The sequence below is a fragment of the Roseibium sp. ROS1 genome, assembly GCF_054658215.1.
This window is the reverse complement of the sequence record NZ_BAAGIG010000003.1, coordinates 1,244,686-1,269,596: the sequence shown is the minus strand read 5'-3', so window position 1 is coordinate 1,269,596 and position 24,911 is coordinate 1,244,686. Positions and strand designations below refer to the sequence as shown.

Here is a 24,911-nt window from a genome sequence, read left to right as displayed (position 1 = left end):
GCGGCCATGCCGAGCCTGAAGGACTTACGAAACCGCATCGCTTCCGTTAAGGCGACGCAGAAAATCACCAAGGCCATGCAAATGGTGGCCGCGGCGAAGCTGCGTCGTGCTCAGGAAGCTGCGGAGGCCGCTCGCCCCTATGCGGAACGCATGGGTGCGGTGCTGGCCAACCTCGCGGTGGCCTTCGAGGGGCGCGACGACGCTCCGAAGCTCATGTCCGGCACCGGCAATGACCAGGTTCATCTCCTGCTCGTTGCCACGGCCGAACGTGGGCTGTGTGGGGGCTTCAACACCAACATTGCCAAGCTTGCGCGTGAAAAAGCGCGCAGCCTGCTGAAGCAGGGCAAGACGGTCAAGATCATCTGTGTCGGCAAGAAGGGCTACGACGCTCTGAAGCGCGAGCTCGGCCAGCACATCATCAAGACCATCGACCTGCGCAGTGTTAAGAACGTTGGCTTCAACAACGCGGACGACATCGGCCGCGAAGTGCTCTCCATGTACGACAATGGCGAGTTCGACGTTTGCACGCTGTTCTATTCGACTTTCAAATCCGTGATCGCGCAGGAACCGACTGCAACTCAGCTGATCCCGGCCCATTTCGAGGCTGGCAGCACTGATGCAGGCGCAGGTGCCAACGCGGTTTACGAATATGAACCGGAAGAGACAGAGATCCTTGCGGATCTGCTGCCGCGCAACATCTCCGTTCAGATTTTCCGGGCACTTCTGGAAAATGCTGCGTCTGAACAGGGTGCACGTATGTCCGCAATGGACAACGCGACCCGCAACGCCGGCGAGATGATCGACAAACTGACGATCAACTACAACCGCCAGCGCCAGGCTCAGATTACGACGGAACTGATTGAAATTATCTCGGGCGCGGAAGCGCTCTAACGGGATCGAGACGAGGATTAGGGATATGGCTGACAAAAAGGTCGGACGGATCACCCAGGTCATCGGCGCCGTTGTCGACGTCAAGTTCGATGACCACCTGCCGCTGATCCTGAACGCTCTTGAAGTTGACAACCAGGGCACGCGACTTGTGCTTGAAGTTGCTCAGCACCTTGGCGAAAACACGGTACGTACCATCGCGATGGACTCCACCGAGGGTCTGGTGCGCGGTCAGGAAGTGGTCGACACCGATGCACCGATCGTGGTGCCGGTTGGCGACGGCACCCTGGGCCGTATCATGAACGTGATCGGCGAGCCGGTCGATGAAGCCGGTGAGATCCCGCACGAAAGCAAGCGTGCGATCCACCAGGACGCTCCGGAGTTCATCGAACAGTCCACCGAAGCTGAAATCCTTGTGACGGGCATCAAGGTCGTTGACCTTCTGGCTCCGTACGCAAAGGGCGGTAAGATCGGCCTGTTCGGCGGCGCCGGCGTGGGCAAGACTGTTCTCATCATGGAACTGATCAACAACGTCGCCAAGGCGCACGGCGGTTACTCCGTGTTCGCAGGTGTTGGCGAACGTACTCGTGAAGGTAACGACCTTTACTGGGAAATGATCGAATCCGGCGTGAACAAGGAAGGCGGCGGAGAAGGCTCCAAGGCTGCTCTGGTTTACGGCCAGATGAACGAGCCCCCGGGAGCCCGTGCACGTGTTGCTCTGACCGGTCTGACCGTTGCAGAACACTTCCGTGACCAGGGCCAGGACGTGCTGTTCTTCGTGGACAACATCTTCCGCTTCACCCAGGCAGGGTCCGAAGTGTCCGCACTTCTCGGCCGTATCCCGTCCGCTGTGGGCTACCAGCCGACGCTGGCCACCGACATGGGCGGCATGCAGGAGCGCATTACCACCACGAACAAGGGCTCGATCACGTCCGTGCAGGCCGTGTACGTTCCGGCCGATGACTTGACCGACCCGGCACCGGCTTCGACCTTTGCTCACTTGGACGCAACGACGGTTCTTAACCGCTCGATCGCTGAAAAAGGCATCTACCCGGCTGTGGATCCGCTGGACTCCACTTCCCGTATGCTTGATGCCCGCATCATCGGTGAAGAGCACTACGAAACGGCTCGTGCGGTTCAGGTTACTCTGCAGCGCTACAAGGCTCTGCAGGACATCATCGCCATCCTGGGCATGGACGAACTGTCTGAAGAAGACAAACTCACCGTTGCCCGCGCCCGTAAGATCGAGCGCTTCCTGTCCCAGCCGTTCTTCGTGGCTGAAGTCTTCACCGGTTCTCCGGGCAAGCTGGTTGCACTCGAAGACACCATCAAGGGCTTCAAGGGTCTGGTCGAAGGCGAATACGACCACCTGCCGGAAGCTGCTTTCTACATGGTTGGCTCCATCGATGAAGCCATCGAGAAAGCACAGCGCCTGGCTGCTGAAGCCGCTTGATCGGCGAATTGACCGGACGCCCGTTATCGGGCGTCCGTCTTCTTCATGCTTGATGGCTTGCCATCAGAATTAGACTGACAAGGAAGACGCCAAATGGCTGAACTTTTCCAGTTTGAGTTGGTCTCGCCGGAGCGCCAGCTCCTCTCCGAACAGGTCGCAGAGGTCGTTGTACCGGGCGCCGAAGGCGAGTTTGGCGTTCTGAAGAACCATGCCCCGTTCATCTCCACCATCCTGCCGGGCATCCTGAAGGTGCGCAGCAGCGAAAATGGTGGCTGGGACGAATATTTCGTCCGCGGTGGTTTTGCCGATGTTGCAGCAGGCGGTCTCACCGTTCTGGCCGAACAGGCCGTTCCGGTTGGCGAGATCAGCCGTGAGCAGCTCGACCAGGCAATCCAGGATGCACAGGAAGATGTTTCCGACGCCAAGGACGATGCCTCGCGGCAGAAAGCCGAAATGACACTGGCTCAGCTCAAGGACGTCGCAGAAGCCCTCACAAAGGCCTGATACGACCCCCTCAAGCTTCATTCAATGACGCGGTCCGGCAACGGGCCGCGTTTTTTGTTCTTGGGGGGAAGCGATCGGTCAAGTATGCAAGAGGCGCGGTTCTGACGTGCCTGGCAGGCTGCCTCTCAAACAGTCGGCTCTCGATCAGAAGGCCGAACGTCAGGCGCGAGCAAACCGCGCGACGTCTTCTTCTTCGAAGAACTTGAACCCGTTACGCCCGTTATGCTTGACCTCGTATAGCGCCATATCAGCGCGCTTTATCACTGGACGAGGATCCAGTTCCGTGCCCGTTATCGGAGAAATTCCGACGCTGACGCCAACCGAAATAATGTGATCCTGGACTGCGAACGGTGCCCCGATCTTGCGGACGATACGATCCGCGATCTCGGCCGTACTGGCGTTGCCGGAACCTGTTCCGGTCAGGATGATCCCGAATTCGTCCCCGCCGAGACGAGCGACCAGATCTGAGGACCGGACACACTCGCGCAGTCGTTGTGCGACTGTTTTAAGAAGTTCGTCACCGACATCATGACCGAAGCTGTCATTCACCGGTTTGAACTTGTCGAGGTCAAGCAGCATCAGGTCGCCTGCAATGCCATTGGCCGATGCCGCATTCAGGGCTTCGTCCAGCTTTGCATTGAATAGCGTTCGGTTGGCGAGCCCGGTCAAGGTGTCATGGTGAGCGGCAAACTGGATCTTTTCAGCCGCCAGTTCACGGGACGTGACATCTTCATGCGTACCGATCCAGCCGCCCGCCGGCAAGGGCGCATGGACCGCGCTGACAATCCTGCCGTTGGGATGTTTGAACTTGGAACGGACCACTTCGCCTGCCGAAAGACGGATCATCAGATCCATGACGTGTTCCTGAACGTCGCCTTCGAATTCGCCGCGATCCTTCTCTGCCTGGATCAACTCGATGAGGCTGACACCCTCGTAAACATCGCCCTCAGGTTTGTTGAAGATTTCGATGTACTGCCGGTTCCACAATGACAGCCGGCCACGCGCATCGAAGACGCTGACACCCTGGCGCATATTGGCGAGAATGGCTTCGAGTTCCTGCGAGCGATGCCGTGCCAGCCGTTCGTTCGCGGCAAGTTGTTCTTCCAGGTTCTTGCGGTCGGTGATGTCGTAAAAATTATGGATCAGACCACCTGACGGCAGTGGCGTGCTCCGGGTTTCGATATAGGTGCCGTTTGCGGCACGTCGTTCGAACACCTGTGATTTTTTTAGGTCGTACTTCCGATACCGCTCCAGAGCGAGAGCCTCTGGGTCGCCAGGGCCATAGTCACCTCTTCGAGCGTTGAAGAGAAAGAAGTCGTAAAGATAAGGCCGATCTTCAACCAACTCATCAGAATATTCGAGAAGGTCACGGAACTGCTGATTGCTCGATGCGAGCCGGAGCGTTTCATCGTAGTGAACGATCCCGCCCGGAAAGTTGTCGAAGATGCTTTGCAGCGTGTCGGCCTGCTGCTTGGTCTCGGTAATGTCCGTCAGGGAGACGACGACACCGTCCAGATCGAACTCCTGATCGTCGTCGATTGGCATGGCGCTCAGGCGAAGCCACTTCCTCGGCCGCCCGTTGGTGGGGGAGAGACGGGCGATGACGTCCCTCAGTGATCCCGGGTCACGCGCAGCAAGCTCCAGCGGTGCATCGCACGGACCCTTGTCTTCAAGGTCACAGCGAAGGCCAAAATCAATGTCGGTTACGTTCAACCCGACCAGCTCCTTGCCGGTCACGCCCAACAGGTCGATCGCAGCAGGATTGGCTGACTGGATCTCGCCGGTATGTGTCAGCAGAAGAATGCCTTCGCTGAGAGACTCGAGCGTTGTCCTCTGGACGGCTTCGGAATAACGCAAGACGTTCTCCGCCCGCTTGCGCTCCGAAATATCAAAGAAACTGGTGATAAGGCCGCCGCTCGGCAGAGGGATCCCACGGACTTCCAGATGTGTCCCATCGGGGCTGACGCGCTCGTAAATATGCGGTTTGGGATCATTGAAATACCTGAACCGTTCTTCCAGAAGCTTGTCCGGGTCTCCCGGACCGTAGTCTCCCCGCTTTGCCAGATATGTCGCCACCTCCAGCAACGGCGCCTTGCGATCAATAAATTCCTGCGGCAGTTGCAGAAGGCGCTGAAAATCCTTGTTGCAGACCGCAAGCCGTCTGTCGGGATCATAATAGACGAGACCACCCGGCAGGTTGTCGAAAATGGCTTGCAGAGCGATGAGCTGCCGCTTGGTCGCGGTGACGTCGGTCAGGGAAAGGACAACGCCGTCGAGGCCATACGCATTGTCGTCGCCAATCGATTTCGCATTCAGCCGCAGCCAGACGGACTGGTCGGTCCCGCGGCGGGTCACGTTTGCAACGACGTTACAAACCTTGTCCGGATTGACCGCAGCCTGTTGCAGGGGATTGCAGCCGGAAACGTGGCCGTCTTCTTCGCATTCGATATCGAGGTCGAGATCCTGAAGCTTTTGACCTTTCATTTCCCCGACGGTGTAGCCGAGCAATGCAGCTGCTGCAGGATTGAAGGACTGGATCTGTCCGGCTCTGTTGACGAGGAGAATCCCTTCGCTCAGGGATTCCAGGGTGGTGCGATGGACCGCTTCGGAATGAAGCACGGCCTGTTCGGATTGCTTGCGTTCGGTAATGTCCTGGAAGGCACCGATCAAACGGGTCGCGCGACCATCTTCGATGATGGGCCTGCCCGCGGTGCGAACCCAGATCTCACGCCCCTTGGCGGTCACGAACGGGAGTTCAAGATCCCAGGCAACGCCTTCCTTGACACTTTTGATGACGGCATCCGAGATCTGGCGACGGCAATCCGGTGCGTAGAAGGAAAGCGCCATATCGACAGTTGGAACGAAGTCGTCATCCACTTCATGGATTTCGCAGGTTTTTTCCGTCCAGGTTACCGTGTCGGTATCAATATCCACTTCCCAGCCGCCAACACCGGAAACGGCCGTGATCTCTTCCAGCAGATCGCTCTTGCGCATCGCAAGCCGTTGCTGTTCTTCGGCCGCCCGAAGGGCAGATTGCGTATCACTCTGGGCGCGATGAGACTTCATCAGACCGAGGACGATCGATCCCATACGCTGCAGTTGGCGGAGCTGTGTTTCGCTTGGCTGCCGTGGTTTGGTGTCGACGACGCAGAGTGTCCCAAGGATGTGCGTGCCATCCAGGCACAACGGCAAGCCTGCATAAAAGCGTGTGTAGGGTGGACCAGCAACGAGGCTCGTATCGCGGAAGCGGGGGTCTTCAAGGGCGTTGGGAACGACCATCAACTCACGCGAGAGGATCGCCTGATCGCAAAAAGTGCCTTTTCTTGGCGTGCCGTCGACGTCTATGCCGATCTTGGCCTTGAACCAGAGGTCATCCTTCCCGACGATGGAAATGAAGGCCATCGGGGCATCGAAGATCGTGGCAAGGGTCTCCACGAGATCGTCATATTCCGGCAGGCGTTCAGAATTGAGAATCTGAAGGGTCGCCAGTGCGTCCAGGCGGTCCTGTTCGCTGTCTCCCTGCACAGGGGTCATGATGCACTGTGCCTCTCTGCCGAACGCGTCACTATCTCGGTTTTAGTTTGTTTACTCTTAGGTATAGAACCAAAACAAAGTATTAACTTTGCGAGATTGAATTAAATTGTCCATAAAGGCAGGGTTGTTTTGCGCGGTGAGGGTGATTGTATTTTAACGAAGAATCGCCTCTAGGTAATATTCAGTAAGAATATTTGCTTAGATCGAAAAAATCGCATGAAATCTTCTGCTCACGCAGAGGTTGCTCGATGTTGACATGCCTTTCGTCCAGCCTTGCAGGCTTGAAATCCGGCACGGGAAAATCCGGGCAATAAAAAACCCGGCCTGAGGGCCGGGTTTCGAGGTACGTGGTGTTCCACGGAATATCTGCTTTTTTAGTTCAAGCAGCTTGTATTCTTATGCCGCGCGGCGGAAGGACAGGCTCATGCCACCACCGGAACGGTTGCGGCGGCGCTCTTCCGGCGGGATGTAGACGATGGCGCTATGTTCGGTGCAATAGGAGACACCTGCTTCGACGCGCGTGCTGCACGGGAAGATGTAGTTACCAGAATCACCTTCTGCCCATTTGCAGCAGCCCGGGCGCGGGAGAGACAAGTCAGCCATGACGTTTTCCTTCGTTCTTCTTTTAACCAAGCGACAAAAGCGCTCGAGCATCCTCGGGAGGGAGGATCCGAACAGCTTTCGACAGGAATCGGATGTAAGCGGCGCCCGGGACGTCATCCGTTGTCCAACCCAATTGGGTGCCCTTCAGCAAGCGCAGGCATTACATAAGCGGCATGTCACAAAATTGCAATAGAATAGCTGGCAATTCCGGCCTGCACTCAGTGCATACCGGGTTAATGTAATGTTATCGTTTGGCTTTATTGCTTCGGCTTACTTTACCAGGCCAAAGGTTTAGCCTTTTGGCTCAGGCAACTTGCCTCCAGCCTGCCGAAGCGCATCGGGTGTATCAAGATCCAGTCTTGCGGCGGATCCGATCTCGACTTCGGCCACGAACCCTGGGTTTTCGCCAATGATGTGGCGCGCTCCAACGTCGCCGCTCAAGGACTTCAGGGCTTCGAAGAAGCGCCGGTCCCACAAGACCGGATTGCCCCGTTTCCCATCCGCCGTTGCGGTGACGATCAGACTGTTGTCGTTTTCGCGGTAAGTGCCGATCAGCCTCTTCAGAACATCGCTGCCGATGCGTGGCATGTCGCCCAGAAGAACGATCACAGCATCGGTATCTGCGGCGAGAGCATTCATGCCTGTGCGGATGGACCCGGCCATGCCGTCTGCAAAATCCGGGTTGTGCACCAGCGTAACGTCCAGATCTTCGACCTGTGCGCCGACTTCTTCAGCCAGATGCCCGGTTACCAGAACGGTCTGTGACAGACCGGCGCCGGCGGCAGCTTCCGCGGCATGCCGGATCAGGGTCTTGCCGTCCAGCGTCGCAAGCAGCTTGTTCGGACCGCCCATGCGGGACGACTTGCCTGCGCCAAGGATCAGTGCCGCGATCCTGGCAGCTTCGCCCTTGCGTTTGCCTTCGCGGGGCTGCGGCCGTGTCCCGATTTCCATCAAAAGGCCTCCAACACCCATCGCGGTAATGTCGTCGGGGTGGACTTCCAGTCCGGCAAGCAGGCGGTCCAGAACCCAGTCGAAACCATTCTCCTTCGGGCTTCGGGCGCAGCCCGGTGCGCCCAGCACGGGAATGCCGTCGAGACTTCCGAGCATCAGCAGGTTGCCGGGATCCACCGGCATGCCCAGGTGGTGCACCGTCCCGCCGGCAAGATCCAGACCCGCAGGCAGCACGTCCTGCCTGTCGACAACGGCAGAGGCCCCGAACAAGATCAGAAAATCAGCGCCTTCTTCCTTCAGAGACCACAAGGCTTCGGCAACGGCCTCCCTGCTGTGGGCGACCCTGTGCTCGTTCAGGACGGTTGATCCGCTCGGCAACAGCCTGTCTTCCAGCACGCGGCGGGTCTTGTCCATGGTCGAAGGCTTGAGATGCGGCAGTTGCGTTGCGACAAGGCCAACCTTGCGCGGTCTGAAGCCGGCAACGCGGACTGCGCCTCTCAGAGCGTTTTCGGCGGCTCCCAGTTGTTCTTCTGGAACGGCAAAGGAAATGATCTTCGCGGTTGCAACCATTCGGCCAGCCAGAACCTTGCTGTAGTTCGGCAGGGTCGCAAAGGTGATGGCCGGATCAATCCGGTTGGCAGCGGTAACCGCATCCGCATCGACCACCAGGACGCCGTTGGTGGCGGCATAGAGGTTCATGCGCCCCGTAAAGGCGGTGTCGGTCTCAAGACCCGCACCTGCAGCGGCGGTGGCGAGCTGCTCGGCCGCGGCATCCTCTCCGGTGTCGCCGGGTCCTATCCGGGCAACCATGAGGCTGTCGATACCGGCGGCGGCAATCTCGGTGCAGTCTTGTCCCGTCAGGCGGCGGCCTTTTTTCAGCACACGCTTCGGCAGGGCTGTCCGGTGCGCGAGAATACAGCCTTCGGCATCTTCCGGCGGACAGGGGCCGAATATCATGCGGCAGCTCCCGGAGCGGTCCGTAACGCCTTGATGATGGCGCCCAGCACGGCCACCGCAATTTCCTCCGGTGAAGCTGCTCCGATATCGAGACCGATCGGAGCATCGATCCGGTCAAACAGCTCAGGTGCCAGGCCTGCTTCGGTAAAGCGTTCCAGACGCTTGCCGTGGGTCTTGCGGCTGCCGAGCGCCCCGACATAGAAACATCCGGTCTTCAGCGCTTCCATCAGGGGGAAGTCGTCTATCTTCGGATCATGAGTGACAGCGGCAACGGCCGTGAAGGCATCAAGGGGCGCATCCTTCAAGACCTCTTCGGGCCAGTCCGCCTTGAGTGTGCTTCCGGGAAAGCGGTCTTCGGTGGCAAAGGCCGTGCGTGGATCAATGACGGTCACATCAAGCCCCGCAATCTCCGCCATCGGAACAAGCGCCTGGCTGATGTGCACTGCGCCGATGATGACCAGGCGCGGCGCAGGCAAGGATACGTTCAGGAAGACTTCGCCACTTTCTCCGGTGATCATGCCGGATTTACCTGAGCGGAAACGCCTTGCAAGTTCCTCAGCCAGGGGATCGCCGGAAAAATCGTCGGATTTGCGGACGAGGCGTTGCTGCCTGTCCACCATGTCGGTCACCAGGATCGCCGCACGGCGCGCGGCACGGTCCTTGTTGAGGTCACTTAGCAGGGAAAAGTCCATGGTCTATGCGCGGTCCGTTGCCAGTTTCAATCCAAGTCCCACCAGAAGCGATCCTCCAAGCCAGCGAGTGAGGCTCTGGAACTTCGATGTCCTGGTCAGCCGTTTCTTCACATGGCTTGCAAAAAGAACGGTGACGATATCTGCCGAGGTGAAAGCGAAGTTGACGAACGTTCCCAGGATCAGGAACTGCGCCCAGATCGGCAGGCTTGCGTCAGGGGTGACGAACTGGGGCAGGAAGGCGATGAAGAAGATGGCGACCTTGGGATTGAGAACCTCCACCAGCACGCTGTCTGCAAAGGCTCGCTTTTCGGATTTTTGGGGCAGATTCGGTGTCGGTCCGGCCACTACGCGGGTCCGGATCATCTGGATGCCGAGAAAGATCAGGTAAAGCCCGCCAACCAGCTTCAGCGCAAAATAGAGTGTCGGCACGACACTGAAGATCGCCGACAGGCCAAAGGCTGCGGCAAAGACATGCACATAACAGCCCAGGTGAATACCCGCGGCAGCCATGAAACCGGCCCGCTGTCCGCGGGCGATCGTCTGTGCGGCGGTATAAAGCAGGGCCGGGCCAGGCATATAGGCGAATAGAGCGGTTGCGGCGACGAAGGCAAGCAGGGTTTCCGTAGTCATCGAAATCAGATCCGGGATCAGGTGACGGGTTCGACGTAGACGCGAATGCGGCCGCCGCACGAAAGGCCGACACGCCAGGCTGTCTCATCGGCAACGCCAAATTCCAGCGTGGTCGGCTTGCCGGTCTCGATGACGTCGATTGCCTCGGACACCACCGCCCCTTCGACACAACCGCCGGAGACGGAGCCTTCGAAGTTGCCTTCGGCATCAATGACAAGATGGGACCCGACCGGTCGTGGCGCGGAACCCCAGGTCTCAACCACGGTCGCCAGTGCAACGGAACGTCCTGCACCGCGCCAGCTTTCGGCTGTCTTCAAAACGTCGGGAATGGAAGTCGTCTCTGTGGCCGTCATGAGGTCGCCCCTTCAAGGTAGGACCTTCAATATAGATCTTTCTGAATTTGATGAAAGAGAGCAGGCGAGGGAAAGCAAGCGCAGCATCACCCTGTGCTCCTCGCGCCGCCGCCGGACTTTCTCAGCGATCATCCATCCGGCGGGACGTCGTGATCGGGAAGCGCAAGAGCGTTGTCTACCCACGAAAAAACGGCTCCTCGAGGGGGAGGAGCCGTTCAGGTTTTGCGGGGTATTATTTTCGGGCTTATTCGGCAGCCATACGCACGGCGGGAGCGGCATTCAGCACGGCACCGTCGACATGGGCTTCAAAGGTCGCGAAGTTCTTGACGAACATTTGCACCAGCTTGGCGGCCTGAACGTCATAGGCATCCTTGTCCGTCCAGGTTTCGCGCGGGGTCAGGATCGTATCGTCGACACCTTCGACGGAAACCGGCACATCGAAGCCGAAGTTCGCATCGGTGCGGAACTCGGCGTCCTTCAGGCTGCCGTTCAGTGCGGAAGTGAGCAGCGTACGGGTTGCCTTGATCGGCATGCGCTGCCCGGTGCCATATGCACCGCCGGTCCAGCCGGTGTTGACCAGCCAGCAATCCACATTGTGCTTGGCAATGAGGTCCTTCAACAGGTTGCCGTACTCGGACGGATGCCGCGGCAGGAACGGCGCACCGAAGCAGGTCGAGAAGGTTGCCTGCGGCTCGGTAACACCCTTTTCCGTGCCGGCCACCTTGGCGGTGTACCCGGACAGGAAGTGATACATCGCCTGCGCCGGTGTCAGACGCGCGATCGGCGGCATGACGCCGAAGGCATCGGCCGTCAGCATGATGATGGTCTTCGGCATCGGTGCGCAGCCGGTGTCGCTGGCATTGGAAATGAAGTGGATCGGGTAGGCGGCGCGGGTGTTTTCGGTTTTCGAACCGTCGTCGAAATCCGGCACCCGGTTCTCGTCCAGAACCACGTTTTCCAGAACAGTGCCGAAGCGTTGGGTGGTGGAGTAGATCTCCGGCTCGGCTTCAGCGGAAAGCTTGATGGTCTTGGCGTAGCAGCCGCCTTCGAAGTTGAAGACGCCGCTTTCACCCCAGCCGTGCTCGTCGTCGCCGATCAGCGTGCGGGACGGGTCGGCGGAGAGCGTGGTCTTGCCGGTGCCGGACAGGCCAAAGAACACTGCGGTATCGCCTGCATCGCCCAAGTTCGCCGAGCAGTGCATGGACATGACGCCCTTTGCCGGCAGCAGGTGGTTCAGCATGGTGAAGACGGACTTCTTCATTTCGCCTGCATAGGAGGTTCCGCCGATCAGGACGATCTTGCGGGTCAGGTCGCAGGCGATCACGGTTTCTGTCCGGCAGCCGTAGCGTTCCGGATCCGCCTTGAAGCTTGGCAGATCGATGATTGTCATGTCCGGCGCAAAGCCTTCCAGCTCGGAAGTCTCGGGCCGGAGAAGGAGGTTGCGGATGAACAGCGAATGCCAGGCATATTCCGTATAGACGCGCACCGGCAGGCGATGGGTCTTGTCAGCGCCGCCGTAAAGGTCCTGTGCGAACAGCTCCATGCCCTCGGCGTGGGCAAGGAAATCGGACAGCAGCAGGTCGAAATTGGCTTTCGACATCTGGGCGTTGTTGTCCCACCACACAGTGTCGCGGGTCTCGTCGTCCAGAACCACGAACTTGTCTTTCGGCGAGCGGCCGGTGTGAACACCGGTTTCAGCAACAATCGCGCCGCCGGCAGCTAGCTGCGCTTCGCCGCGGGAGAGGGAATATTCATAAAGAGCAGGCTCGTTCTGGTTCCAATAGAGCGCTTTCAGGCCTTTGAAGCCGAAAGTTTCGCAACCAATTGAGGGATTCCTGACACCTACTTCTTGCATGTTCCCGCAGTCCTCGTGATGGGGGCTAGTTTTGTCACGGCCGGAGAAAGTTAAGAAAAGCTAAATCTGGCTGTGAGGGCTGCGAACGTAGTGGAATGACTAAACGGCAGCAAGACTACCAAAGGTGCTATGTAATTGTTTAATCGATTAAAAATCACCATTAAATTGCCAATGATTAATTTGGACGTCGAACTAAAATTCGAAACTTTCGGAATGTTCGAAATGTTGATTGAATCGAAAGAAAGTGCGTTCATTTCGCACTTGTAGTAGAGACTCGACTGAGCCCCGCCACCAATGTACGAGACTTGACGTTAAGTTGGTCTCTTGAAATCTTTTACAGTGATCCCCACCAATGCAGCCGGCTGGGCGGTCTTTGTGTCATGCAAGCATATCCGGAGGCGGATTGCCTTAATTTATGCGCATTTAGCAGGCCAAAGGCTGTGTGTTACATTAATGCCGATGCGCGCCATCGGTGCGTTGCCGGAAATGGAAAAACAAAGCATGCCGACAATTGCCCTGGTCGATGACGACCGCAACATTTTGACTTCGGTCTCTATCGCATTGGAAGCGGAAGGCTATCGCGTTCAAACCTACACCGACGGTACATCGGCGCTCGACGGCCTGCAGAGCGACCCGCCGGAACTCGCGATTTTCGATATCAAGATGCCACGTATGGACGGCATGGAACTGCTGCGCCGCCTGCGCCAGAACTCCGATCTGCCGGTAATCTTCCTGACCTCCAAGGATGACGAGATCGACGAACTCTTCGGCCTGAAGATGGGCGCCGACGATTTCATCCGCAAACCCTTTTCGCAGCGGCTTCTGGTCGAGCGTGTGCGCGCGGTGCTGCGCCGGGCGCAACCGCGTGACGCATCCACGCCGCGCGACGATGCCGACAAACTGCTGGAACGTGGCCAGCTGGTGATGGACCAGGAGCGTCACACCTGCACCTGGAACGGCAAACCTGTCACGCTGACCGTGACCGAATTCCTGATCCTGTCCGCGCTCGCGCAGCGGCCCGGTGTCGTCAAGAGCCGTAACGCGCTCATGGACGCGGCCTATGACGATCAGGTCTATGTGGATGACCGCACCATCGATAGCCACATCAAGCGGCTGCGCAAGAAGTTCAAGGTTGTTGATGACGACTTCGACATGATCGAAACCCTCTACGGCGTCGGGTATCGTTTCCGGGAAGTCTGAAACGGACCGGTAGAGCGACTGTCCCGGTAAAACCTGGAAACGATCTGCTTTTGGCTGTTCAGTCGGTTTCGATTGAACAGCCTTTGATCTAATGTGAGCCCGAATGGCGGTGGAAAGCGAGAGCGCGGAAGAGATTGGTGCCTCTGAACCTCAGAACGGTTCGGATCGCTCCCGTCTGCGCCGGCTTGGCAACAAGCGCATCCGTCGCCGTCTGCTCAGCCAGTTGGGCCGTATCTTCGGAACCTATGTTCTCTCGTCGCTGACGCGCCGGATCATCGCCATCAACCTCGTGGGTCTGCTGGCACTGGTGATCGGTATCCTGTACCTCAACCAGTTTCGCGCGGGTCTGATCGATGCACGGGTGCAGAGCCTTCTGACCCAGGGCGAAATCATTGCCGGCGCTATTGCCGCGTCCGCCACCGTCGATACGGGCACGATCACCGTCGACCCCGAACGCCTGTTGCAGTTGCAGGCGGGCGAAAGCATCACCCCGACCCAGGAAGATCTCGACAGTCTCGACTTTCCGATCAACCCGGAACGGGTCGGTCCCGTGCTGCGCCGCCTGATTTCGCCGACCAAGACCCGGGCGCGGATCTACGATCCGGAAGGCATTCTCATCCTCGACAGCCGCCACCTTTATACCAGCGCCCAGATCCTGCGCTTCGATCTGCCGCCTCCGACGGCGGAGGAGGAAGGCTTCTGGGATTCGACCTGGCAATGGGTCAAGCGCTGGCTGCGCCAGGGTGACCTGCCGATCTATCAGGACGTAGGCGGCGGTGATGGCCGTGCCTATCCGGAAGTGGAGGCGGCGCTTGCCGGATCCCCGGCCAGCGTGACGCGGATCTCGCAACGGGGCGAGCTGATCGTTTCCGTTGCCGTGCCGATCCAGCGGTTCCGCGCGGTCCTTGGGGCCTTGCTCCTGTCGACACAGGGCGGTGACATCGACGCCATCGTGCGGGCCGAACGTATCGCCATCATTCGCGTGTTCCTGTTTGCCGCCACAGTGACCATCCTTCTGTCGATCCTGCTGGCCGGGACGATTGCCGGTCCGGTCAGGCGCCTGGCGGCTGCCGCGGACCGCGTGCGGCGAGGCTCGACCTCTCGCGAGGAGATACCGGACTTTTCGGATCGGCAGGACGAGATCGGCCATCTGGCGCGTTCGTTCCGGGAAATGACCCACGCGCTCTACAACAAGATCGATGCGATCGAGCAGTTTGCCGCCGATGTCGCGCACGAATTGAAGAACCCGCTGACATCGCTGCGCAGCGCCGTGGAAACCCTGCCGCTGGCCAAGTCCAAGAATTCGCAGGACCGGTTGATGGAAGTGATCCAGCATGACGTGCGCCGCCTCGATCGTCTGATCAGCGATATCTCCGATGCTTCCCGCCTTGATGCGGAACTGGCCCGGATCCAGGCCGAGCCGATCGACCTGGCCGAACTGCTGCGCAACATGGCCGATGCCGCCAACCAGCGGTCCGGAGCGGAGGAGGCAAGTGTCAAGCTGGCCGTTGCAGATGCTCAGGGCAGCAAGCCTTATCAGATGCAAGGCCATGATATTCGCCTCGGACAGGTCGTCAGCAACCTTCTGGACAACGCCAGGTCCTTCTCGCCCGCCGGCGGAACGGTTCGGGTGGATCTCAGCCGGGACGGCCGTATGATCAAGATCATCGTGGATGATGACGGTCCCGGCATCCGTGCTGAAAACACCGAGCGCATTTTTGAACGCTTCTATACCGACAGGCCGGAAGGAGAAGGCTTCGGCAACAATTCCGGTCTGGGCCTGTCGATCTCCCGGCAGATCATCGAAGCCCATGGCGGGACAATTGTTGCCACCAACCGTCTGGTGCCCGGTCGGGACGGCAAGCAGAAGATTGCAGGTGCTCGTTTCACCATCTATCTGCCGGCAGGGCGGAGCAAGTGACGCCTCCGGCGGTTCATGCCAATTGCGTGGTGGTGGGCACAGCCGGCCTTCTGATCCGGGGCGGTGCCGGAAGCGGCAAGACAACCCTTTCGGATATTCTCATCGAGGCGGCACGGGCCAAAGGCAATCTCGGCCTTCTGGTGGCTGACGACTACACGCATGTTGCTGCAGCTGATGGACGGCTTGAGGCGCGTGCGCCGCGGACGATCGAAGGCCGCATGGAAGTACGCGGTTTCGGTGTTGTCGAAACGCGCTTTCTGCCGCACGCGCAAGTGCATCTGTTGGTCGAACTGAAGCAGGCCGACGCCATCGAGAGGATGCCGGAGCAGGCTCTTGCGACAACCTGCCTGGAAGGCGTGCATTTACCGGTGGTTATGTGCCCGCAAAACGACCCTGAGCACAGCCTGCGCCTGATCCGTTGGGCGTTACGGCACCTTTTCCCCAAAGGACCGGATTATATTTGAGGCAGCAGGGGCGTTTTTTGCTTGCAACTGTCGAAGCGGTTGAAGAGAGTGCATCAGACTGATAAACGCCCGGCTCTTTCCGGATCTCTTTTGGGATCCTGAGCTTAACGCACTCGATAATCAGGCTAACTGACGCATGATCGGACTTGTACTTGTTACGCACGGGCGCCTTGCTGAGGAATTCAAAGCGGCGCTGGAACATGTTGTCGGTCCACAGGAACAGGTTGAAACCATCTCCATTGGTCCGGATGACGACATGGAGCAGCGGCGCCAGGACATTCTGGCCGCTGTGGAAGCTGCCAATTCCGGCAAGGGTGTGGTGCTTCTGACGGACATGTTCGGTGGCACACCTTCCAACCTCGCAATTTCCGTGATGGACAGCAAATCCGTTGAAGTGGTGGCCGGTGTCAATCTGCCGATGCTGATCAAGCTTGCCAGCGTGCGCGCAGATCGCGAGCTGGCCGATGCTGTCGACGAAGCCCGTCAGGCCGGTCAGAAATACATCTCGGTTGCCAGCCAGGTGCTGTCGGGACAGAACTAAAACAACAATGACAGCGCAGACCGTGTTGGAAAAAGACCTGACAATCGTCAACCGCCGTGGCCTGCATGCCAGGGCTTCCGCAAAGCTGGTGAAGCTGGTGGAGACGTTTGACGCAGACGTCCAGGTTTCCAAGGACGGCCAGACCGTCGGCGGAACGTCGATCATGGGTCTCATGATGCTCGCCGCCAGCCCGGGCTGCTTTATCACTGTCAGCGTCACCGGCTCTGATGCGGGAGACGCCATGGCGGCGATTGCCGAGCTCGTCGAAAGCGGCTTTGGCGAAGAAGATTGATTTTGACATTTCGTGCCGCCACCCTGCGGTGCACATTCCTGTTGCGGTCGATCGAGTGAATTCCGGGCATCGGCCACACCCTTCCATACCGAACCGGGGGCCGACATGGCGAGCCACACTCAGGACCGACTGATTTCCGCCGCACGCACTGCACTTACCCATGTCCATGAGGCGTTGGACCTTCAATTCGCGTTCGAACTCTGGGACGGATCCCGGGTACCTGCCGATGCGCCGACGGACGGTCTGCGGCTTGCTCTTTCCGAAACGGCGCTGACGCGTCTTCTTCGCCGTCCCGGCATCAAGACGCTGATCGATCTCTATGCAAATGGCGACGTCGACCCGCGCGGTGGCAGCATTTTCGACTTTGCCGAAAAGCGGCCGACACTCAAAAGCCGGGAAATTCGCAAGCGCATCAACAAGACCCTGCTTCTGAAAACCGGGTTTTCGCTCTGGCGCGGCACTGGTCGCAAGGCTGAAGCCAACCCGGACGGGCTTGATGCCGGTCAGTCAGCGGACCGAAGCTCCGGCAGCCGCAAGGACGACATCGCGTTCCATTACGACGTTTCCAACGACTTCTATCGGCTCTTTCTCGATCCGGAGATGGTCTACACCTGCGCCTATTTCTCCGACTGGTCGAACGATCTGGCAACGGCGCAGAAAGACAAGCTCGACATGATCTGCCGCAAGCTGCGGCTGAAGCCGGGCGACCGGATGCTCGATATCGGTTGCGGCTGGGGCGCCCTGATTTGCCACGCCGCCGAACATTATGGCGTGACAGCCGTTGGGGTCACGCTGGCGGAAGAACAGCTGAAGCTTGCCGAGGAGCGGATCAAGGCGCGTGGCCTTGAAGACAAGGTCTCGGTCAAGCTGATCGACTATCGCGACATGGACGGCAAGTTCGACAAGATCTCATCCATCGGCATGTTTGAGGCGGTCGGGCTGGACAATTACGATAATTATTTCCAGAGCGTGCACCGCCTGCTGAAACCGCGGGGTGTCTACCTGCACCATGCGATCACTCGCCGCGGCAAAAAGGATCTGAAGGCGTTCCGCCGCAAGAAGCCGGAATACCAGGCGCTGGTACGCTATATCTTCCCGGGAGGGGAGGTCGACCACATTGGCTGGACGCTGACCAATCTGGAAGCGCACGGCTTCGAGGTGCACGACGTCGAAGCCTGGCGCGAGCACTATGCTCGCACGACACGGCTGTGGGCGGAAAACCTGATGAAGGTAAAGGACGCGGCTGTCGCGGAAATAGGCGAGCACAAATATCGTCTGTGGCTGGCTTATCTCATTGGCGTCTCGCTCGGCTTTGAACGCGGCTCCATCGGCATCTTCCAGACGGTCGCGACGCGTCGCACCAAGGGTCCGTCGGGCATGCCGCCATCACGCGCGGATCTCTACCGGACGTGATTGGGATATATGATATAAAGAATTCTTTATATCTTTATTGCGTGATGACCCTGCTGACGCTATAACCCCTTCCAACGATTTCCGGAGCCTTCCGGATTTCGGCTGTCGCCCGCCCCTGGTGCCGTTTTGGCACTGGTTCACGAGATGGCGGCGACACTCAAGGGGCCTTGCGCCTGAAGCTGGCTCAAAACAGCAGGACTTATTCATGACCGACTACATCGTTAAAGACATCGGGCTCGCAGACTGGGGCCGCACCGAAATCGAGATCGCCGAGCACGAAATGCCGGGCCTGATGGCCTGCCGCGCCGAATTCGGTGACTCCAAGCCGCTCAAGGGCGCCCGCATTGCCGGTTCCCTGCACATGACCATTCAGACCGCCGTTCTGATCGAAACGCTGGTTGCACTGGGTGCGGAAGTCCGTTGGGCGTCCTGCAACATCTATTCCACGCAGGATCAGGCAGCCGCTGCGATTGCAGCTGCAGGCATTCCGGTTTTCGCAACCAAGGGCGAAACCCTGGAAGAATACTGGGATTATGCCGACAAGATCTTCGACTTCCCCGAAGGTGCGAACATGATCCTGGACGATGGCGGCGACGCCACGCTCTACATCCTGCTCGGTGCACGGGTCGAAGCCGGTGAAACCGGTCTGATCGATAACCCGAAGTCGGACGAGGAAGTGTGCCTGTTCGCGCAGATCAAGAAGCGCATGGCTGCCAACCCGGGCTGGTTCACCAAGCAGAAAGAGCTGATCCAGGGCGTTTCGGAAGAAACCACCACTGGCGTTCTGCGTCTTTATGAAATGCAGAAGAAGGGCGACCTGCCGTTCCCGGCGATCAACGTCAACGACAGCGTCACCAAGTCCAAGTTCGACAACCGTTATGGCTGCCGTGAGTCCCTGGTCGACGGTATCCGCCGCGGCACCGACGTGATGATGTCCGGCAAGGTTGCCGTTGTCTGCGGTTACGGCGACGTCGGCAAAGGTTCCGCTCAGTCCCTGGCTGGTGCCGGTGCCCGCGTGATCGTCACCGAAATCGACCCGATCTGCGCCCTGCAGGCTTCCATGGACGGTTTCGAGGTCAAGACCATCGAACAGGCTCTTCCGGAAGGCGATATCTACGTCACCGCGACCGGCAACAAGGACATCATCACCTTCGACCACATGCGTGGCATGAAGGACATGGCGATCGTCTGTAACATCGGCCACTTCGACAACGAGATCCAGGTTGCTGCCCTCAAGAACACCAAGTGCCGCCCGGTCAAGGATCAGGTCGACATGTATGTGTTCCCGGATGGCAAGCGCATGATCCTGCTCTCGCAGGGCCGTCTGGTGAACCTCGGCAATGCCACCGGCCACCCGAGCTTCGTGATGTCCGCAAGCTTTACCAACCAGGTTCTGGCGCAGATCGAACTCTTCACCAAGGGCGATCAGTACAAGAACGAAGTCTACGTGCTGCCGAAGCATCTGGACGAGAAGGTTGCCCGCCTTCACCTGGAGAAGCTGGGCGTCACGTTAACCGAATTGTCGGACGAGCAATCTCAATATCTGGGGATTAATAAGGCTGGTCCGTTCAAGTCGGAACACTACAAATACTGATTCCGGCGAGGCGGCCCACTAGATGTGGTGATCGCCTCGATTCGGGTCTGTGAACAAAAAAATGCAGGACCCTTTAATTTTAAGGGTCCTGTTAACTTTTCAATAACGGACTCTTCTGCGTGATTCTCAAAAAGGTTATGGTTTAGGCGAATCAAAGGCCACGAGGCGGATGTCTTTGATTTGCTCCCAGAAACCGGGAGCTGCGGCCCGCAAGAACAGGGCAAGGCGGCACAAGGGGATCACAATATGCCGATAAGCGGCAGGAACGACGCGCGGCGACGCGCGGCGTGGCGAGATTGGAGTCTGAAATCGGTGAAGCTCGGCGGAACGGCGCTGGCAGGCTGGAGCCTGTCTTGCGGTTCAGCGGCAGCCGACATGCTCGCCGACACGACTGCTGCCATTTCCCCCGATAACATGATTCTTTTTGGTGCGTTAGGCGGAATGTGCGCCTTTGCCGTCACCGCATCTGTCGCTCTCGTGCGTCATCGCAAACAATCCGGATTGCTGACCGACGCGCTGGAAAAGGAAAAGAGCGATCTCAAATTCCGGGTCGACCGCCTGGAGGCGATGCTCAATACCGACGAGCAACGCGTCATCGTCTGGACCGGCAACGGCGCCATGCCGCAGATCTGGGGCATTCTTCCCGAAAAATCTGGCGTGCCGCGGCCCCCGGCACAACTACTTGCGTTCGGCAGCTGGCTGACGGCGAAATGCGCCGGCGACCTGGAACGTCATCTGGACATGCTGTTCCGCACCGGCGAAGCCTTCACCACCACCTTGAAGACGCGCACCGGCACCTATGTGGAAGCGCTGGGGCGCACCACCGGTGGTGCTGTGGTCCTGCGTCTGCGCGATCTGACCGGCGAACGTCAGATGCAGGCGGAACTTGCTGCCCGCAATGCCAAGATCTCGGGCGAACTGCATATGCTGCACGCGCTGCTGGATGCGATGCCGGCACCGGCCTGGCAGCGCGATGCGGAAGGAAATCTCATCTGGGCCAACCAGGCCTATGCGGAAGCGGTCGACATGACCGACGCCGATCTTGCGATCAAGGAAGGGGCAACCTTCCTCGACGCTGCTGCGCGCACCGCCATGGCCGTCCAGCGTAACGAAGACGGCTGTTTCAACGCACGTATTCCCATCGTCGCTTCCGGTGAACGCCGGGTGTTCGAAGTGACCGATGTCAATGCCAATGTCGGCGGAGCCGGCATTGCCGTGGACATCAGCGAACTGGAACAGGCCCAGAAGGAACTCGGCCGCGCCGAGGACTTCCACGGCCGCACGCTGGACCAGCTGGCAGCTGCGGTTGCCATCTACAGCGCCGATCGCAAGCTGCAATTCTACAACGCGGCCTTCCGCCAGTTGTGGGATCTCGATCCAGCTTTCCTGGAAAGCCGGCCGGAAGACAGCGCGGTTCTGGATGCCTTGCGCGCGGCGCGCAAGATCCCGGAACAGGCGGACTATCGCGTCTGGCGCAACAAGATGATGGAGAGCTACCAGTCTCTGGAAGCTCGCGAAAGCTGGTGGCATCTTCCCGATGGCCGCACCCTGCGCGTCATTGCCAATCCGCATCCGCAAGGCGGCGTCACCTATATCTATGAAAACGTCACCGAGCAGCTCGATCTGGAAAGCCGTTACAACGCGCTGACCCGCGTCCAGGGGGAAACCCTCGACAATCTCTCGGAAGCCGTTGCCGTGTTCGGGTCAGACGGGCGCCTGCGCCTTTGGAACCCGGCTTTCGGTCGTATCTGGGGTCTGGAAGAGGATCAGCTTTCCGAACTGCCGCACGTCAAGGAAGTCGTCTCCGCCTGCACGCTCAATGAAACCGAGCGCGATGCCTGGGAACAGCTTGCCGGCAACGTGACGGGACTTCTCGACAACCGCACCCAGAAGGTTAGCCGTCTGGAACGCCACAACGGCGATGTCGTCGACTATGCCACTGTTCCGCTGCCCGACGGCGGTACGCTGGTCACCTTTGTCGACGTAACGGATAGCGTCAACGTCGAGCGGGCGCTTCTGGAAAAGAATGAGGCACTGGAACAGGCCGACCAGATCAAGAACGCCTTCATCCAGCATGTTTCCTATGAGCTGCGCTCGCCGCTGACCAACATCATCGGCTTCGCCCAGTTGCTGGCAGATCCGAAATTCGGAGAGCTCTCCGACAAGCAGAGCGAATATGCGGACTACATCCAGTCGTCCTCCTCGGCGTTGCTTGCCATCATCAACGACATTCTGGATCTGGCAACGTTGGATGCCGGCATCATGGAACTGGACCTGGGTGAAGTCGACGTCGCACCGACCGTTGCGGCCGCCGTCGAAGGCCTGAAGGACCGGATCGCCGAAGCACGCATTAACCTGCGGACCCATGTGCCGGGTGATGTCGGCATGATGGTTGCCGACGAAAAACGCCTGCGCCAGGTCCTGTTCAACCTCATCTCCAATGCCGTGCGCTATTCCGAGCCCGACGGCGTGGTCGATGTCAGCTGCAGCCGCGAAGACGACAAGGTGACCTTCGTCGTTCAGGATCACGGCTACGGCATTCCAGCTGAAATCCTCACCCAGGTGTTCAACCGCTTTGTCGGGCATGACACAGGATCGCGCCGTCAGGGCGCAGGCCTCGGCCTTGCCATCGTCAAGAGCTTTGTCGAACTGCATGGCGGCACGGTCGACATTCAGTCCGCCGAAGGCAAGGGCACGACGGTGACCTGCGTCTTCCCCGCACGGCCCGAACTGGCGGACCAGGCGGCGGCCGAGTAGGACGCCGGATGGCAGACCACCAGCTGCAAGCCCTGTCGGGCGCCTTTCAGACAATCGAAATTGCCGGCGAACACGGCACGCGGCGACTTGCCAACGATATCGCGATGGTCCTGAAGCCCGGCGATGTCATTTGCCTGTCGGGCGATCTGGGCGCCGGGAAGTCCACGTTCACCAGGGCGCTGATCCGGGCCTTTGCCGGTGAGCCGGAGCTGGAAGTGCCGAGCCCGACCTTCACGCTCGTGCAGACCTACGATTTGCCGCGTTTCGACCTGTCCCACTTCGATCTTTACCGGCTTGAAGAGCCCGAAGAACTGGAAGAGCTCGGGCTGGATGACCTTCTGGAAACGGGAGTCGCGCTGATCGAATGGCCGGAGAAGGCGAACGAGCTGCTGCGCGGTAATGCCCTCTGGATCCAGATCACCCAGCCGACTGACAGCGATGACCATCGCCGGTTCAGCCTCTATTCGGACGCCCCGCACTGGCAGAACCGGATCAGGCAATCGCTGGCAACGCGGTCCTTTCTGGGGACCGCTGGTCTGCCGGACGCAGAGCGCCGTTTCCTGGCAGGTGATGCCTCCCTGCGAACGTTCGAGACGGTTGCAACAGGGTCTTCGACAGCTGTTCTGATGCGCTGGCCTTTCCAGGGGGACGCGGTGCCGGAAGCTGTCCGCGCCTACATGGAAAAGGTGCATCTGGCGCGCGACTGCCGGGCGATTGTCGCGGTGGGAACAGAACTCAGGAACCATGGTCTTTGCGCGCCCGATCTTTTGGCGAGCGATCTGGAAAACGGGCTGATCCTCTCGTCCGATCTTGGCCGGGATACCATCGTGGTAGACGGCAAACCGGTGCGCGAAAGATATTTTGCCGCCGTCGATGTCCTGGCGAAGATGCATGGTGAGGCCTGGCCAAAAACGGTCTCGCTCGCCGATGGTGGGCTGTATCAGGTCCCAGGCTATTCAGCGGACGCGCTTGTTGCCGAAGCGGCGCTGTTTCTGGATTGGTATGTCCCGAAGGTTACCGGAAAGCCGGCCGACGAGAGCACGCGCTCGGAATTCGAACGGCTGTGGCGCGAAGCACTTGAAGACATACGCGAGGCCCAGACAGGTTGGGTGCTGCGCGATTTTCATTCGCCGAACCTCCTTTGGCAGGCGGGTGCTGAAGGAACCGACAGGATCGGCCTGATCGATTTCCAGGACACGGTCTATGGCCCGGTTGCCTATGATGTTGCTTCCCTGCTGCTGGACGCCCGCACGGACATGGACGAAGCTCTGGAAACGGCGCTCTACGATGCTTATCTCTCGGCAAGAAAAATGCAGTCCGCAGAGTTCGATGAAGTTGGTTTTTCGAAAGCCTATGCGGTCATGGCGGCGCAGCGGATCTCCAAGATCCTCGGCATCTTCGTCCGTCTGGCCGAGCGCGATGGTAAGCCGGCTTACTTGAGCCATTTGCCGCGCATGCTAGGCTATCTCGACCGGGTGCTTGACAGGCCGTTCCTGTCGGATTTGAAAGACTGGTACGCACGCTACCGGCACTGAACGCGCCACGTTCAACCGGTCGCACATTTGAGACAGATGATGACAGACAAGCGGTTTCGCCCTTCCAAAGCCATGATCCTGGCCGCAGGCCTCGGCAAGCGCATGCGCCCGCTGACGGCAACGACGCCCAAGCCCCTGATCGAGGTCAACGGTCAGGCCCTGATCGACCATGGCATGGACCGGCTCGCAGCAGCCGGCGTGAAGACCTGTGTGGTCAACGTGCACTACCTTGCCGATCTGGTGGAGGTTCATGTCCGTCGCCGCCCTGATATGGAAATCCTGATTTCCGACGAACGCGATCAGCTTCTGGAAACCGGGGGCGGTATCAAGAAAGCGCTGCCGCTATTGGGCGAAGAGCCGTTCTTCCAGCTCAATGCCGACACCTGTTACTGGATCGAAGGCGTCAAACCCAACCTGGAACACATGATCGAAGCCTGGGACGAGAGCCGCATGGACGCCCTGCTTCTGGTTGCCGAAACCGTGAAAGCGGTCGGTTATTCCGGCCGCGGTGATTTCGACATGGCAAAGGACGGCGCGTTGACCCGGCGGCAGGAAAAGGGGGTGACGCCCTTTGCCTATGCAGGAGCAACCATTTTGCACCCGCGCCTGTTCGAAGATGCCCCGGACGGGCCGTTCTCCATGAACAGGCTTTTCGACAGGGCGATTGAAGCCGGGCGTCTCTACGGCGTTCAGATGGAAGGCCTGTGGCTGCATATCGGAACTCCGGAGGCCATCCGTGCCGCCGAATATGCCGTTCGCGAGAGTGCCGCCTGA

The 24,911-nt window shown here is 59.2% G+C and carries 20 protein-coding genes; 13 read left to right on the top strand and 7 right to left on the bottom strand.

Annotated elements, in window-relative coordinates; all coding sequences use genetic code 11:
- The first annotated feature begins 6 nt into the window (after positions 1-6).
- The 3 genes from ACYQ6M_RS21995 (at position 7) to ACYQ6M_RS21985 (ending at position 2,845) form a co-directional block, all read left to right on the top strand.
- Positions 7-891 (top strand): F0F1 ATP synthase subunit gamma, encoded by an 885-nt coding sequence (locus ACYQ6M_RS21995; protein ID WP_023014438.1) that lies wholly within the window; start codon positions 7-9, stop codon positions 889-891.
- 25 nt (positions 892-916) lie between these two features.
- Complete coding sequence (atpD, locus tag ACYQ6M_RS21990; RefSeq protein WP_022998994.1) at positions 917-2,341, top strand: F0F1 ATP synthase subunit beta; 1,425 nt, start codon at positions 917-919, stop codon at positions 2,339-2,341.
- Positions 2,342-2,434: 93 nt separating this feature from the next.
- Positions 2,435-2,845 carry a F0F1 ATP synthase subunit epsilon gene (locus ACYQ6M_RS21985; protein ID WP_022998993.1) on the top strand — a complete coding sequence of 137 codons (411 nt, stop codon included), beginning with the start codon at positions 2,435-2,437 and terminating at the stop codon, positions 2,843-2,845.
- 159 nt (positions 2,846-3,004) lie between these two features.
- Here ACYQ6M_RS21985 and ACYQ6M_RS21980 read toward each other — a convergent pair whose 3' ends face one another.
- From ACYQ6M_RS21980 to ACYQ6M_RS21950, 7 genes are all read right to left on the bottom strand, one after another.
- Positions 3,005-6,379, bottom strand: coding sequence for a PAS-domain containing protein (locus tag ACYQ6M_RS21980; RefSeq protein WP_460075561.1), 3,375 nt, complete (start codon positions 6,377-6,379; stop codon positions 3,005-3,007).
- 396 nt (positions 6,380-6,775) lie between these two features.
- Complete coding sequence (locus ACYQ6M_RS21975; RefSeq protein ID WP_022998990.1) at positions 6,776-6,982, bottom strand: hypothetical protein; 207 nt, start codon at positions 6,980-6,982, stop codon at positions 6,776-6,778.
- 291 nt (positions 6,983-7,273) lie between these two features.
- Positions 7,274-8,890 carry an NTP transferase domain-containing protein gene (locus ACYQ6M_RS21970; protein ID WP_460075559.1) on the bottom strand — a complete coding sequence of 539 codons (1,617 nt, stop codon included), beginning with the start codon at positions 8,888-8,890 and terminating at the stop codon, positions 7,274-7,276.
- Entirely contained in the window at positions 8,887-9,582 is a 696-nt protein-coding gene (locus ACYQ6M_RS21965) for an XdhC family protein (protein ID WP_460075557.1), read from the bottom strand. Before ACYQ6M_RS21965 ends, ACYQ6M_RS21970 begins: the two co-directional genes overlap by 4 nt.
- Before the next feature lie 3 nt (positions 9,583-9,585).
- The gene (locus ACYQ6M_RS21960) at positions 9,586-10,212 is read right to left on the bottom strand and encodes a LysE family translocator (RefSeq protein ID WP_460075555.1); all 627 of its coding nucleotides are present in this window, start codon (positions 10,210-10,212) and stop codon (positions 9,586-9,588) included.
- A gap of 17 nt (positions 10,213-10,229) precedes the next feature.
- A complete protein-coding gene (locus tag ACYQ6M_RS21955) occupies positions 10,230-10,565 on the bottom strand; it encodes an XdhC family protein (protein WP_022998985.1) in 336 nt (111 codons plus the stop codon).
- 244 nt (positions 10,566-10,809) lie between these two features.
- Positions 10,810-12,420 (bottom strand): phosphoenolpyruvate carboxykinase, encoded by a 1,611-nt coding sequence (locus ACYQ6M_RS21950; RefSeq protein WP_152508676.1) that lies wholly within the window; start codon positions 12,418-12,420, stop codon positions 10,810-10,812.
- Between the two features lie 501 nt (positions 12,421-12,921).
- Here ACYQ6M_RS21950 and ACYQ6M_RS21945 point away from each other — a divergent pair.
- The 10 genes from ACYQ6M_RS21945 to ACYQ6M_RS21900 all read left to right on the top strand — a co-directional run bounded on the left by ACYQ6M_RS21945 (position 12,922) and on the right by ACYQ6M_RS21900 (position 24,911).
- Positions 12,922-13,620 carry a response regulator transcription factor gene (locus ACYQ6M_RS21945; protein ID WP_031268674.1) on the top strand — a complete coding sequence of 233 codons (699 nt, stop codon included), beginning with the start codon at positions 12,922-12,924 and terminating at the stop codon, positions 13,618-13,620.
- Between the two features lie 103 nt (positions 13,621-13,723).
- Positions 13,724-15,541 (top strand): sensor histidine kinase, encoded by a 1,818-nt coding sequence (locus ACYQ6M_RS21940; protein WP_022998982.1) that lies wholly within the window; start codon positions 13,724-13,726, stop codon positions 15,539-15,541.
- On the top strand, positions 15,538-16,005 hold the full coding sequence (locus tag ACYQ6M_RS21935; RefSeq protein WP_229005528.1) for an HPr kinase/phosphorylase: 468 nt from the start codon (positions 15,538-15,540) through the stop codon (positions 16,003-16,005). Before ACYQ6M_RS21940 ends, ACYQ6M_RS21935 begins: the two co-directional genes overlap by 4 nt.
- A 136-nt stretch (positions 16,006-16,141) precedes the next feature.
- Positions 16,142-16,546 (top strand): PTS sugar transporter subunit IIA, encoded by a 405-nt coding sequence (locus ACYQ6M_RS21930; RefSeq protein ID WP_022998980.1) that lies wholly within the window; start codon positions 16,142-16,144, stop codon positions 16,544-16,546.
- Positions 16,547-16,553: 7 nt separating this feature from the next.
- A complete protein-coding gene (locus tag ACYQ6M_RS21925) occupies positions 16,554-16,838 on the top strand; it encodes an HPr family phosphocarrier protein (protein ID WP_022998979.1) in 285 nt (94 codons plus the stop codon).
- Between the two features lie 105 nt (positions 16,839-16,943).
- Positions 16,944-18,251, top strand: coding sequence for a class I SAM-dependent methyltransferase (locus ACYQ6M_RS21920; RefSeq protein ID WP_460075550.1), 1,308 nt, complete (start codon positions 16,944-16,946; stop codon positions 18,249-18,251).
- A 205-nt stretch (positions 18,252-18,456) separates the two neighbouring features.
- Positions 18,457-19,845, top strand: a complete 1,389-nt coding sequence (ahcY, locus tag ACYQ6M_RS21915) for an adenosylhomocysteinase (RefSeq protein WP_022998977.1) — start codon at positions 18,457-18,459, stop codon at positions 19,843-19,845.
- Between the two features lie 312 nt (positions 19,846-20,157).
- A complete protein-coding gene (locus tag ACYQ6M_RS21910) occupies positions 20,158-22,602 on the top strand; it encodes a PAS domain-containing sensor histidine kinase (RefSeq protein WP_022998976.1) in 2,445 nt (814 codons plus the stop codon).
- A gap of 8 nt (positions 22,603-22,610) precedes the next feature.
- On the top strand, positions 22,611-24,137 hold the full coding sequence (gene tsaE, locus ACYQ6M_RS21905) for a tRNA (adenosine(37)-N6)-threonylcarbamoyltransferase complex ATPase subunit type 1 TsaE (RefSeq protein ID WP_460075547.1): 1,527 nt from the start codon (positions 22,611-22,613) through the stop codon (positions 24,135-24,137).
- A gap of 39 nt (positions 24,138-24,176) precedes the next feature.
- Entirely contained in the window at positions 24,177-24,911 is a 735-nt protein-coding gene (locus tag ACYQ6M_RS21900; RefSeq protein ID WP_031268670.1) for a nucleotidyltransferase family protein, read from the top strand.